We start from the raw sequence: 12,215 nt of genomic DNA, 5'->3' as shown, positions 1-12,215 counted from the left end.
CGCGGCTTACCTCGTGATCGCAAAGCGCGCCTCGAATTCGCCCTCTTGCTCCGGGGTAAGACGGGTCAACTCAGGCTCCTTGGCGCCCTTCTGTCGGGAATCATTGGAGGCATTGAGTGTACGCACGAACATTGGCGCATCCGGGATCGTGATGCTGGGCATGAAACGGGCAATCTTGTGGTGGGCGAAGTTCATGATGCTCTGTCCGCAGCCCCCCGCCACATACATCCCCATTGCGGCAACAAAATAGGGGCGGTGAACCTCAGCTGCATAAATCCCATCCGGCTGGAACCGGGCGGTGAACCCCTTGCAGAAATCAATTGCGAGGGTTTGGTTACGGGCGATCAGCAGCTGGCAGTCCTGAGCGGTCTGTCGCAGCCGTTCAACAAAATCGACTGACACCGCATCATCGTCATCATGGCGAAACTGCAAACAGGGGGCACGGGAATCATGGCGGGCGTCATTCAGCACCTGTTTCATCACCTTCCGGTGCGGGCCAGGGGGCAGGGCGCGGATCTGCACCTGCGGCATATCCGCTGTCAACGCGCGCAGTCGCGCGACATGTACCGCGGGCAGGCTGTCGCCGATGACAATCACCAGCGTGAAATCCGGATCGGTCTGGGCGCGCAGGCAGGGCAGGGCGACCCGCTCCATCAGCTGAAACCGCTCCTCCAGGCGCGCCTCTGCATAGAGATAGGCGATCCGCGCCTCCAGACTGTCATGTTCCACCTGAAAGCCGCCGATGGCCGGGTAGGAAAACCGGCATAGACCTATGACCTGCATCGCGGTACACCCTCACATCCACGGCCTCTGATTTGGGCCGACTGGTTGCATGGGACTATGCACCGCGCTGGTTGCACAAACAAGCAAGGCGCTCGCACCGGTCTCGACCCGGCGTTGGTCATGTCTGTCGGTGTCGTGCGCGCCGGGGCCGCTGTTGACATCCCCCGCGACTCCCCATATACGCCCGCCTATCCGGCACCCGGGGGTCGCCCCAAAAGCCGATATCAAAATCTAAGTGGCCCAAGATCTCGCGCGCCTATTTGTGCGGATCCTCTGTAAACCCACCGCGTCGTTTACCTCGGAATGGAAACGATTGCGGTTTTTGCGCTTGCGGACGCGTAAGTGCGACGAATTTAGCCGTACGTTCAAGGACGTGCATGACACATGTGTTGTTGAGACGGGGAAAGAACCGGAATGCCAACGATCCAACAGCTGATCCGCAAGCCGCGGCAGCCGAAAGTAAAACGCTCTAAGTCCATGCACCTGGAACAGTGCCCGCAAAAGCGCGGCGTCTGCACCCGTGTGTATACCACCACACCAAAGAAACCGAACTCCGCTATGCGGAAAGTTGCGAAGGTTCGCCTGACCAACGGTTTCGAAGTGATCTCCTACATCCCGGGTGAAAGCCACAACCTTCAGGAGCACTCCGTGGTTCTGATCCGTGGCGGCCGTGTAAAAGACCTTCCCGGTGTCCGTTACCACATCCTGCGTGGTGTTCTGGATACCCAGGGCGTCAAAGACCGTAAGCAACGCCGCTCCAAGTACGGCGCGAAGCGTCCTAAGTAAGAAGGATATTGATAAATGTCTCGCCGTCACGCTGCTGAGAAACGCGAAGTTCTGCCCGACGCCAAGTTTGGCGACCGCGTTCTGACCAAATTCATGAACAACCTGATGATCGATGGTAAAAAGTCGGTCGCAGAAAGCATCGTTTACAACGCATTCGACCGCGTTGAATCGAAAATCAAACGTGCCCCCGTGGAAGTGTTCCACGAAGCCCTGGACAACGTGAAGCCTTCCGTCGAAGTGCGCTCGCGTCGTGTGGGTGGTGCAACCTACCAGGTGCCCGTTGAAGTGCGCCCCGAGCGCCGCGAAGCCCTGGCGATCCGCTGGCTGATCAAAGCGGCCCGCGCGCGCAACGAAAACACCATGGAAGAACGCCTCGCCGGTGAGCTGCTGGACGCTGTTCAGTCCCGCGGTACCGCCGTGAAGAAGCGCGAAGACACCCACAAGATGGCAGAGGCCAACAAAGCCTTCTCCCATTATCGCTGGTAAGCTAGGGGACCCAAACCTATGGCACGCGAATATCCGCTCGAACTATACCGTAACTTCGGTATCATGGCGCACATCGATGCAGGTAAAACCACCTGCTCCGAGCGCATCCTGTATTACACCGGCAAATCCCACAATATTGGTGAGGTGCACGATGGTGCAGCCACCATGGACTGGATGGAGCAGGAGCAGGAACGCGGCATCACCATCACCTCGGCTGCGACCACCACGTTCTGGGAACGCACCGAAGACGGTGAAACTGCTGACTCGCCCAAGCACCGCCTGAACATCATCGACACCCCCGGCCACGTTGACTTCACCATTGAAGTTGAGCGTTCGCTGGCGGTTCTCGACGGTGCTGTCTGCGTTCTGGACGCCAACGCTGGTGTTGAACCCCAGACCGAAACCGTGTGGCGTCAGGCTGACCGCTACAAGGTTCCGCGTATGGTGTTCGTCAACAAGATGGACAAAATCGGCGCTGACTTCTTCAACTGCGTCAACATGATCGAAGACCGTACTGGCGCCCGCGCGGTTCCGGTTGGTATCCCGATCGGCGCAGAGACCGAGCTGGAAGGCCTGGTTGATCTGGTCAACATGGAAGAATGGCTGTGGCAGGGTGAAGACCTTGGCGCGTCGTGGATCAAAGCACCGATCCGTGACAGCCTGAAAGACATGGCCGACGAATGGCGCGGTAAGATGATCGAAGCGGCCGTCGAAATGGACGACGCTGCGATGGAAAACTACCTGATGGACGGTGCTGAGCCGGACGTCGCTACCCTGCGCGCGCTGCTGCGCAAAGGGACTCTGGAGCTGGCTTTTGTTCCGGTTCTGGGTGGTTCCGCGTTCAAGAACAAGGGTGTTCAGCCGCTGCTCAACGCTGTCATCGACTATCTGCCCAGCCCGCTGGATGTTGTCGATTACATGGGCTTTAAGCCCGGTGATGAAACCGAAACCCGTGATATTGCCCGCCGTGCGGACGACGACATGGCGTTCTCGGGGCTGGCGTTCAAAATCATGAACGACCCCTTTGTTGGCTCGCTGACCTTCACCCGGATCTACTCCGGTGTGCTGAACAAGGGCGACACGTTGCTGAACTCGACCAAAGGTCGTAAAGAGCGCGTTGGCCGGATGATGATGATGCACTCCAATGACCGTGAGGAAATCACGGAAGCCTTTGCGGGCGACATCATCGCGCTGGCAGGTCTGAAAGACACCACAACCGGTGACACGCTTTGCGCCGTCAACGATCCTGTTGTTCTGGAAACCATGACCTTCCCCGATCCGGTGATCGAGATCGCGGTTGAGCCGAAAACCAAGGCCGACCAGGAGAAAATGTCCCAGGGTCTGCAGCGTCTTGCTGCCGAAGATCCGTCCTTCCGCGTGGAGACCGACATCGAGTCTGGTCAGACCATCATGAAGGGCATGGGCGAACTTCACCTGGACATCCTGGTTGACCGTCTGAAGCGTGAATTCAAGGTCGAAGCCAACATCGGTGCGCCGCAGGTTGCTTACCGTGAGACCATCGGTCACGAAGTCGAACACACCTACACCCACAAGAAACAGTCGGGTGGTTCGGGTCAGTTCGCTGAAGTGAAGATGATCATCTCGCCGACAGAGCCTGGCGAAGGTTATTCCTTCGAATCCCGCATCGTTGGTGGTGCGGTTCCGAAGGAATACATCCCGGGTGTTGAAAAGGGCGTCCAGTCCGTCATGGATAGCGGCCCGCTGGCTGGCTTCCCCGTGATCGACTTCAAGGTTGCTCTGATCGACGGTAAGTTCCACGACGTTGACTCCAGCGTTCTGGCCTTCGAAATCGCAGCACGTATGTGTATGCGTGAAGGCATGCGCAAAGCTGGCGCCAAGATGCTGGAACCGATCATGAAGGTGGAAGTTATCACACCTGAGGATTACACCGGTGGCATCATCGGCGATTTGACCTCGCGTCGTGGTCAGGTGACCGGCCAGGAGCCCCGCGGCAACGCAATTGCGATCGACGCATTTGTGCCGCTGGCGAACATGTTCGGCTACATCAACACCCTGCGTTCGATGAGCTCGGGCCGCGCCCAGTTCACCATGCAGTTCGATCACTACGATCCGGTTCCGCAGAACATCTCTGACGAGATCCAGGCAAAATTCGCATAAGCGAACAGATATTGAGGGGTTCGCGCCACGGCGCGTGCCCTTCTCAACACGAAAAGGAGGCCTCTCATGGCTAAGGAAAAGTTTGAACGTACAAAACCGCACGTCAACATCGGCACCATCGGCCACGTTGACCACGGCAAGACCACGCTGACCGCAGCGATCACCAAGTATTTTGGTGACTTCAAAGCCTACGACCAGATCGACGGCGCACCTGAAGAGAAAGCGCGCGGGATCACCATCTCCACCGCGCACGTGGAATATGAGACCGAAGGCCGTCACTACGCCCACGTCGACTGCCCCGGCCACGCTGACTATGTGAAGAACATGATCACCGGTGCGGCGCAGATGGACGGCGCGATCCTGGTTGTGAACGCTGCTGACGGCCCGATGCCGCAGACCCGCGAGCACATCCTGCTGGGCCGCCAGGTTGGCATCCCGAAGATGGTCGTGTTCATGAACAAAGTGGACCAGGTTGACGACGAAGAGCTCCTGGAGCTGGTCGAAATGGAAATCCGCGAGCTGCTGTCGTCCTACGACTACCCCGGCGACGATATCCCGATCATCGCAGGGTCCGCTCTGGCGGCGATGGAAGGCAACAAGCCTGAAATCGGCGAAGAGAAAATCAAGGAGCTGATGGCGGCTGTTGACGATTACATCGACACCCCTGAGCGTGCTGTTGACCAGCCGTTCCTGATGCCGATCGAAGACGTGTTCTCGATCTCCGGTCGTGGTACCGTTGTGACCGGTCGTGTTGAGCGCGGCGTGATCAACGTTGGCGACTCGATCGAAATCGTTGGTATCCGTGACACCTCCACCACCACCTGTACCGGTGTGGAAATGTTCCGCAAGCTGCTGGATCGTGGTGAAGCCGGCGACAACATCGGCGCGCTGCTGCGTGGTGTCGACCGTGACGGCGTTGAGCGTGGTCAGGTTCTGTGTAAGCCGGGTTCCGTGAAGCCGCACACCAAGTTCGAAGCTGAGGCCTATATCCTCACCAAAGAAGAAGGTGGTCGTCACACCCCGTTCTTCGCGAACTACCGTCCGCAGTTCTACTTCCGCACCACCGACGTGACCGGCACCGTGACCCTGCCTGAGGGCACCGAGATGGTTATGCCGGGCGACAACCTGAAGTTCGACGTTGAACTGATCGCACCGATCGCGATGGAGCAGGGCCTGCGCTTCGCGATCCGCGAAGGCGGCCGCACCGTCGGCGCCGGCGTTGTGTCGAAAATCACTGAGTAAGGTCGAGTTTCCAACGGAAACTCTGGCCTGTGGCGGCAGGCGGTTTTCCTTCGGGAAAACTGCCGAGGGCCACTCAGGTGAGATGATAGAAAGGCCGCTCCAACTGGGGCGGCCTTTTTTCTATGCGAGGCTCTGCATCGCGTTCCGTAATATTTGGGAAAAGTGAATGGTGTGTTGCGCTTACACGATGGTTGTTAGGTTGCTTCGCTGTGGTCAGTTGAGCTGAAGTTGCCCACGCCGAAACTTCACATGTGAAAGTATTGACGGGTGTCAGAATGCGGATTTTCGCGGTTCTATTGCGCTGTTGAGTTCCCTCCGGAAATCGCAACACCCTACGGGTTAGCAGCCGTTGCGGCCTTTTTCCTGCCGCGCATGGCGCTAGGAAAGCCAAGCCCAGCAGCGCGCTTTTCGCATTTTGATCACCGCTTATCGTGGCGCCCTCAAACCCCCTTGCCACACTGGTCCAACAGGCGTATACGGCGCCATCTCGCATTGCGAGGATGAGGCGGGGTGATTCCCGCCTTTTGGGTTCGATGAGGGTGCGCGGTGGTCGCTTGCCCTCCTCTCAACCCCAACGCCTGAGAAAAAAGGCACGACTATGCAAAGCCAAAATATCCGTATCCGGCTGAAGGCATTCGACTTCCGCGTACTGGACGCCAGCACGCAGGAAATCGTGAACACTGCCAAGCGGACCGGCGCGCAGGTGCGCGGCCCGATCCCCCTGCCGAACAAGATTGAGAAATTCACCGTTCTGCGTGGCCCGCACGTTGACAAGAAATCTCGTGACCAGTTCGAGATCCGCACCCACAAGCGGCTCCTGGACATCGTTGATCCGACCCCCCAGACCGTGGACGCGCTGATGAAGCTCGACCTCGCCGCTGGTGTGGACGTCGAAATCAAGCTGCAATCCTAAGATCGGAGGGTAATGAATATGCGCTCTGGTATTATCGCAAAGAAAGTCGGCATGACCCGGCTGTTCCTCGAAGACGGCAAGCAGGTTCCTGTGACCGTTCTTCAGCTGGACGGCCTGCAAGTGACCGCACAGCGCACCGAGGAAAAAGACGGCTACACAGCTGTTCAGCTCGGCGCAGGTTCGGCCAAGGTCAAGCGCGTCTCCAAAGCCATGCGCGGCCACTTCGCAGCAGCGAAGGTTGAGCCCAAGCGCAAGCTGGTTGAATTCCGCGTGCCTGCAGATGGCCTGATCGAAGTGGGTGCGGAAATCTCCGCAGAGCACTTCCTGGAAGGTCAGAAGGTCGACGTGACCGGCACCTCCATCGGTAAAGGTTTTGCCGGTGCGATGAAGCGCTGGAACTTTGGTGGTCTGCGCGCCTCGCACGGTGTGTCGATCTCCCACCGTTCCCACGGTTCGACCGGTCAGTGTCAGGATCCCGGCAAGGTTTTCAAAGGCAAGAAAATGGCCGGCCACATGGGTGCTGCCCGCGTGACCACTCAGAACCTTGAAGTCGTCAAGACCGACGCCGATCGTGGCCTGATCATGATCAAAGGCGCCGTTCCCGGCTCCAAAGGTGGCTGGGTCACCGTTAAAGACGCCGTGAAAAAGAAAGCCCCCGAAGGTCTGCCCTATCCGGCAGCTCTGAAGTCGGCTGCAGCGGAAGAAGTCTCCGCGGAAGGTGGTGAAGCATGAAACTTGATGTGATCAAACTGGACGGCGCCAAAGCCGGCGACATCGAGCTGGATGCAGAGCTGTTCGGCCTCGAGCCGCGCACCGACATCCTGCACCGTGTGGTGCGCTGGCAGCGTAACAACGCGCAGCAGGGCACGCACAAGGTCAAGACCCGCTCCGAGACCTCCTACTCGACCAAGAAGATCTATCGCCAAAAAGGCACCGGTGGCGCGCGTCACGGTGACCGTAACGCGCCGATCTTCCGCAAGGGTGGTATCTACAAGGGTCCGACCCCGCGTTCGCACGGCCACGATCTGACCAAGAAATTCCGCAAGCTGGGTCTGCGCCACGCGCTGTCCGCCAAGGCAAAAGCGGGTGAACTGGTCGTTATTGAAAACGCCGATTCCGCAGGCAAGACAGCCGCTCTGGCCAAGCAGGTCAAAGACCTGGGTTGGAAGCGCGCACTGGTCATCGATGGCGCATCCGTGGACGAGGGCTTTGCCCGCGCCGCGCGCAACATCGACGGTCTGGATATCCTGCCGACAATGGGCGCAAACGTCTATGACATCCTGAAGCGTGACACCCTGGTGCTCACCAAAGCAGGTGTCGAAGCACTGGAGGCTCGCCTGAAATGAGCGCGAAGGCAGAACACTACGACGTGATCCGCAAGCCGATCATCACTGAAAAAGCAACCATGGCATCCGAAACCGGTGCAGTGGTGTTTGAAGTGTCGATCGACTCCAACAAGCCCCAGATCAAAGAAGCCGTCGAGGCGCTCTTTGGTGTGAAGGTCAAAGCGGTCAACACCACCATCACCAAGGGCAAGGTCAAGCGTTTCCGCGGCCAGCTGGGCAAGCGTAAAGACGTGAAGAAAGCCTATGTGACCCTGGAAGAAGGCAACACCATCGACGTGTCCACCGGACTCTGAGATCTGTTTGTCTGAGACTTAAGAAGGCCCCTGCGAAAGCGGGGGCCTTTTTCGTTGGTGAGTACTACGAAGGGCAGCGCCTGACTCTAAGTGGGCGTGACGCGCCCTCCCGTTTGGCCGAAGGCAAACCTGCGGTTTGACGGGGAGGGCCGGGCGCTGCTCGGTCTGCGGCCTGGAGGCTGAAAGAGCAGATACTACACCTGCATGAACGCCGCGCTTGCCCAACCTCAAGACTATTTCACAGCTTAAGCTATCCTCTCGCAAGGGTATATCTCTTTGTCCAATAGTAAAATCAGGACTCGCAACTCAGGGCGGTGACAGGCCGAAGAGCTGAAAATTTCACAAAGCTCGCAAAATGCGCTTAAGAATTCGAGCTGGTATTTCGGTGGATAACCTGGTGCAGAAATTCTCTCTGCAGGGTTTGCCGTGCGTCCGCATACGCAAAATCAGTTTCTTTACCCGTGGCTTCTTGGGCTATTTCAATCCCAGATCGTCCTTGGGGGTGGGTTTAAAATAGTTGGGTTTCATCGCGATCTCTGACTGTCCTTTCGATGGGACGTCACAAGGTTTCTACCTTGTGTCGTGAGGTTAAGGTCCTTCATCGATGCTATCCTAGTGATAACGAACGCATCGGGAGCCGCTTCCCCATTGCCACCCCTCCCAACCTCTGCTAAGTCGCAGCAATCCTGACGACCCCGGATTCGCTCCGGGGTTATTACGTTTGTCAGGATGTTCGAACCTGGGGACCTTCGGGGCCCTATAATCTGGCCACCCTAGTAGGGCGTCTCATCTTGGGACAACCGGGCGGGGGGCTTACACATAGCGGACCCAAAGACAAAAACCTAAGGGTCTGCACGCTAAACGGAAGACAGAAAGCATGGCACTCAAGTCGTATAAGCCGACGACGCCGGGCCAGCGTGGGCTGGTTCTGATCGACCGTTCGGAGCTTTGGAAAGGGCGTCCGGTCAAATCTCTCACTGAGGGTCTGACCAAATCGGGCGGCCGGAACAACACCGGACGGATCACTTCACGTCGTCGTGGCGGCGGCGCAAAGCGTCTCTACCGGATCGTTGACTTCAAACGGAACAAATTTGATGTCGCGGCAACCGTTGAACGGATCGAATATGACCCGAACCGGACCGCATTCATCGCGCTGATCAAATACGAAGACGGCGAGCAGGCCTATATCCTCGCTCCGCAGCGTCTGGCAGTTGGTGACCAAGTCGTTGCATCCGCAAAGGCCGACATCAAGCCGGGCAACGCAATGCCGTTCTCGGGCATGCCGATCGGTACCATCGTTCACAACATCGAAATGAAGCCCGGCAAAGGCGGCCAGATCGCCCGTGCAGCCGGTACTTACGCTCAGTTCGTTGGTCGTGATGGTGGCTACGCTCAGATCCGCCTGTCCTCGGGCGAACTGCGCCTGGTTCGTCAGGAATGCATGGCCACCGTTGGTGCGGTCAGCAACCCCGACAACTCGAACCAGAACTTTGGTAAAGCCGGCCGTATGCGCCACAAGGGCAAGCGTCCTTCTGTGCGTGGTGTGGTTATGAACCCGATCGATCACCCGCACGGTGGTGGTGAAGGTCGTACCTCCGGTGGCCGTCACCCCGTGACACCCTGGGGTAAGCCGACCAAAGGCAAGCGTACCCGCAACAAAAACAAAGCGTCGCAAAAGCTTATCATCCGCTCGCGCCACGCCAAGAAGAAGGGACGTTAATCTATGTCTCGCTCTGTATGGAAAGGCCCCTTTGTCGATGCTTACGTGCTTAAAAAAGCCGAAGCAGCGCGCGAGTCGGGCCGCAACGAAGTCATCAAGATCTGGTCGCGTCGTTCCACCATTCTGCCCCAGTTCGTGGGTCTGACATTTGGTGTGTACAACGGTCAGAAGCACATTCCCGTCAACGTCTCGGAAGACATGATCGGTCAGAAGTTCGGTGAATACTCCCCGACTCGGACCTATTACGGTCACGCTGCGGACAAAAAAGCGAAGCGGAAGTAAGTCATGGGCAAGGCAAAAAATCCCCGCCGCGTGGCAGACAACGAAGCAATGGCAAAACTGCGCATGCTCCGTACCTCCCCGCAGAAACTGAACCTCGTCGCCGGCATGATCCGTGGCAAGAAAGTTGAGAAGGCTCTGACCGATCTGACTTTCTCCAACAAGCGGGTCGCGCAGGACGTGAAGAAATGCCTTCAGTCCGCAATTGCGAACGCCGAGAACAACCATAACCTGGACGTCGATGAATTGATCGTGGCCGAGGCTTATGTGGGTAAAAACCTGACCATGAAACGCGGCCGTCCTCGTGCCCGTGGCCGGTTTGGCAAGATCCTCAAGCCGTTTTCGGAGATCACCATCAAGGTGCGTCAAGTTGAGGAGCAAGCCTAATGGGACATAAAGTCAATCCGGTCGGCATGCGCCTTCAGGTCAACCGCACCTGGGACAGCCGTTGGTACGCCGACACCAAAGATTATGGTGATCTGCTGCTGGAAGACCTGCGCATCCGTGATTTCATCAAGGAAGAGTGCAAGCAGGCAGGCATCGCCCGCGTGATCATCGAACGCCCCCACAAGAAGTGCCGTGTGACCATTCACACCGCGCGTCCGGGCGTGATCATCGGTAAAAAAGGTGCTGACATCGAAGTGCTGCGCAAGAAGCTCGCCTCGATGACAGACTCGGAACTGCACCTCAACATCGTTGAAGTCCGCAAGCCCGAGCTCGACGCACAGCTGGTCGGCGAGTCCATCGCTCAGCAGCTGGAACGTCGTGTGTCCTTCCGTCGCGCGATGAAACGTGCCGTACAGAACGCCATGCGCATGGGCGCCCTGGGTATCCGGGTGAACGTTGCTGGTCGTCTGGGCGGCGCTGAAATCGCACGGACCGAATGGTACCGTGAGGGCCGTGTGCCGCTGCACACGCTGCGCGCCGACATCGATTACGCTCACTCCGAAGCCATGACCCCTTACGGGATCATCGGGATCAAAGTCTGGATCTTCAAAGGCGAGATCATGGAACACGATCCTCAGGCGCGTGACCGTAAAGCACAGGAACTCCAGGACGGTCCGGCACCTCGCGGTGCAGGCGGTCGTCGCTAAGGAGGAGATGACATGCTTCAACCAAAGCGTACTAAATTCCGCAAAATGCACAAAGGCCGGATCTCCGGTCTGGCAAAAGGCGGTTCGGACCTGAACTTCGGCACCTATGGCCTGAAGGCAACCACTCCTGAGCGCGTCACCGCGCGTCAGATTGAGGCTGCTCGTCGTGCCATGACCCGCCACATGAAGCGTCAGGGTCGTGTCTGGATCCGCATCTTCCCGGATACCCCGGTGACCTCCAAGCCCGTCGAAGTTCGTATGGGTAAAGGTAAAGGTTCCGTGGATTACTGGGCTTGCAAAGTGAAGCCCGGCCGCGTGATGTTTGAGATCGACGGCGTCAATGACGACATCGCACGTGAGGCCCTGCGCCTGGCCGCGATGAAGCTGCCGGTCAAGACCCGCGTCGTGGTTCGCGAAGACTGGTAATCGCTTGCGCATCCGCGCATTCGATTAGAAAAAAAGACCCCCGCTGAGCAATCGGCGGGGGTTTTCTTATGAAATCAAAAAAGGCGGGCAGTTGTCCGCCCCGCTCGGCCCGGCCAGATCAGCGATACTGCGCTGCGGTGATGAACTCTGCGAAGGTTTCGCACCAGATCACCACTGTGGTGTACTCCTCGATATTGATACCCTCGGGGATAGCTAGGATCAGACCGTCGAACATCTTCACATCGCCGACGCGGGCTGAGGTGGCCTTGATTGCCTCAAAGCCCGCTTCGTCCTCGACAAACTCCGGCGCGAGGTAGAGCTTGTAATCCGGACCCGGTGCCAGCGCGCCCATATGGGTGATCTGCTGCGGCGACAGGCTAACACGGCCGGTGCCCCAATGCAGGAAATCGCTACCGGCCAGATCGCGGGTGAAGCTGCCCGTATATGTCGCGCCGTCCGCACTGGCGGTCAGAGTTGCGGTATCGGGGCTATCCGGAGCGGTCAGAATGGGCAGCATGTAAATCCCCAAGGCAAAGCCGATCGCCAGCGTGATACCGTGGCTCAGCAGTCTCAAAATCCAGCGCATATCATGTTCCTTTTTCGGATGGGATCAGACTAGCCAGTCCGCAGAGGAAATGGGAAGATGCGGGTGCATAGGAGCTGGCAAAGCATCTCGTACTTCACGCTGTGTTGCGCTAAAGGACGGGT

15 protein-coding genes are annotated in these 12,215 nt (G+C 58.1%); 13 read left to right on the top strand and 2 right to left on the bottom strand.

The window, feature by feature from the left end:
- Window positions 1-6: 6 nt before the first annotated feature.
- A complete protein-coding gene (locus phaeop14_RS14410) occupies window positions 7-783 on the bottom strand; it encodes a putative rhamnosyl transferase (RefSeq protein ID WP_040182874.1) in 777 nt (258 codons plus the stop codon).
- Window positions 784-1,197: 414 nt separating this feature from the next.
- Here phaeop14_RS14410 and rpsL point away from each other — a divergent pair, with 414 nt between their 5' ends.
- The 13 genes from rpsL (at window position 1,198) to rplP (ending at window position 11,507) form a co-directional block, all read left to right on the top strand.
- Entirely contained in the window at window positions 1,198-1,569 is a 372-nt protein-coding gene (gene rpsL / locus phaeop14_RS14405; protein WP_005621086.1) for a 30S ribosomal protein S12, read from the top strand.
- A gap of 15 nt (window positions 1,570-1,584) precedes the next feature.
- Window positions 1,585-2,055 carry a 30S ribosomal protein S7 gene (rpsG, locus tag phaeop14_RS14400; protein WP_014876015.1) on the top strand — a complete coding sequence of 157 codons (471 nt, stop codon included), beginning with the start codon at window positions 1,585-1,587 and terminating at the stop codon, window positions 2,053-2,055.
- An 18-nt stretch (window positions 2,056-2,073) separates the two neighbouring features.
- Window positions 2,074-4,194, top strand: a complete 2,121-nt coding sequence (fusA, locus tag phaeop14_RS14395) for an elongation factor G (RefSeq protein ID WP_040173605.1) — start codon at window positions 2,074-2,076, stop codon at window positions 4,192-4,194.
- A gap of 66 nt (window positions 4,195-4,260) precedes the next feature.
- Window positions 4,261-5,436 carry an elongation factor Tu gene (gene tuf, locus phaeop14_RS14390; RefSeq protein ID WP_024095804.1) on the top strand — a complete coding sequence of 392 codons (1,176 nt, stop codon included), beginning with the start codon at window positions 4,261-4,263 and terminating at the stop codon, window positions 5,434-5,436.
- Window positions 5,437-6,034: 598 nt separating this feature from the next.
- The gene (gene rpsJ / locus phaeop14_RS14385; RefSeq protein ID WP_008563081.1) at window positions 6,035-6,349 is read left to right on the top strand and encodes a 30S ribosomal protein S10; all 315 of its coding nucleotides are present in this window, start codon (window positions 6,035-6,037) and stop codon (window positions 6,347-6,349) included.
- Window positions 6,350-6,367: 18 nt separating this feature from the next.
- Window positions 6,368-7,081 (top strand): 50S ribosomal protein L3, encoded by a 714-nt coding sequence (rplC, locus tag phaeop14_RS14380; RefSeq protein ID WP_024095823.1) that lies wholly within the window; start codon window positions 6,368-6,370, stop codon window positions 7,079-7,081.
- On the top strand, window positions 7,078-7,695 hold the full coding sequence (gene rplD / locus phaeop14_RS14375) for a 50S ribosomal protein L4 (protein WP_040174834.1): 618 nt from the start codon (window positions 7,078-7,080) through the stop codon (window positions 7,693-7,695). The genes rplC and rplD overlap by 4 nt, the downstream gene beginning before the upstream one ends.
- The gene (locus tag phaeop14_RS14370) at window positions 7,692-7,988 is read left to right on the top strand and encodes a 50S ribosomal protein L23 (RefSeq protein ID WP_014876008.1); all 297 of its coding nucleotides are present in this window, start codon (window positions 7,692-7,694) and stop codon (window positions 7,986-7,988) included. The genes rplD and phaeop14_RS14370 overlap by 4 nt, the downstream gene beginning before the upstream one ends.
- A gap of 877 nt (window positions 7,989-8,865) precedes the next feature.
- Window positions 8,866-9,708 carry a 50S ribosomal protein L2 gene (gene rplB, locus phaeop14_RS14365; protein WP_040174830.1) on the top strand — a complete coding sequence of 281 codons (843 nt, stop codon included), beginning with the start codon at window positions 8,866-8,868 and terminating at the stop codon, window positions 9,706-9,708.
- Between the two features lie 3 nt (window positions 9,709-9,711).
- A complete protein-coding gene (gene rpsS / locus phaeop14_RS14360) occupies window positions 9,712-9,990 on the top strand; it encodes a 30S ribosomal protein S19 (protein WP_005980699.1) in 279 nt (92 codons plus the stop codon).
- A gap of 3 nt (window positions 9,991-9,993) precedes the next feature.
- Window positions 9,994-10,374: a 50S ribosomal protein L22 gene (gene rplV, locus phaeop14_RS14355; RefSeq protein WP_008560423.1), complete on the top strand. Its 381-nt coding sequence runs from the start codon at window positions 9,994-9,996 to the stop codon at window positions 10,372-10,374.
- Window positions 10,374-11,081 carry a 30S ribosomal protein S3 gene (gene rpsC / locus phaeop14_RS14350; protein ID WP_024095828.1) on the top strand — a complete coding sequence of 236 codons (708 nt, stop codon included), beginning with the start codon at window positions 10,374-10,376 and terminating at the stop codon, window positions 11,079-11,081. Before rplV ends, rpsC begins: the two co-directional genes overlap by 1 nt.
- 12 nt (window positions 11,082-11,093) lie before the next feature.
- The gene (gene rplP / locus phaeop14_RS14345) at window positions 11,094-11,507 is read left to right on the top strand and encodes a 50S ribosomal protein L16 (protein WP_014876004.1); all 414 of its coding nucleotides are present in this window, start codon (window positions 11,094-11,096) and stop codon (window positions 11,505-11,507) included.
- A 118-nt stretch (window positions 11,508-11,625) separates the two neighbouring features.
- On the opposite strand, the gene phaeop14_RS14340 is transcribed toward rplP, so the two are convergent.
- Window positions 11,626-12,093, bottom strand: coding sequence for a DM13 domain-containing protein (locus phaeop14_RS14340; protein WP_096789930.1), 468 nt, complete (start codon window positions 12,091-12,093; stop codon window positions 11,626-11,628).
- Window positions 12,094-12,215: the final 122 nt, after the last annotated feature.

Source organism: Phaeobacter piscinae, assembly GCF_002407245.1.
GTDB lineage: Bacteria > Pseudomonadota > Alphaproteobacteria > Rhodobacterales > Rhodobacteraceae > Phaeobacter > Phaeobacter piscinae.
Note: the sequence above shows the minus strand (reverse complement) of the source record. Positions and strands in the feature narration are given on the sequence as shown.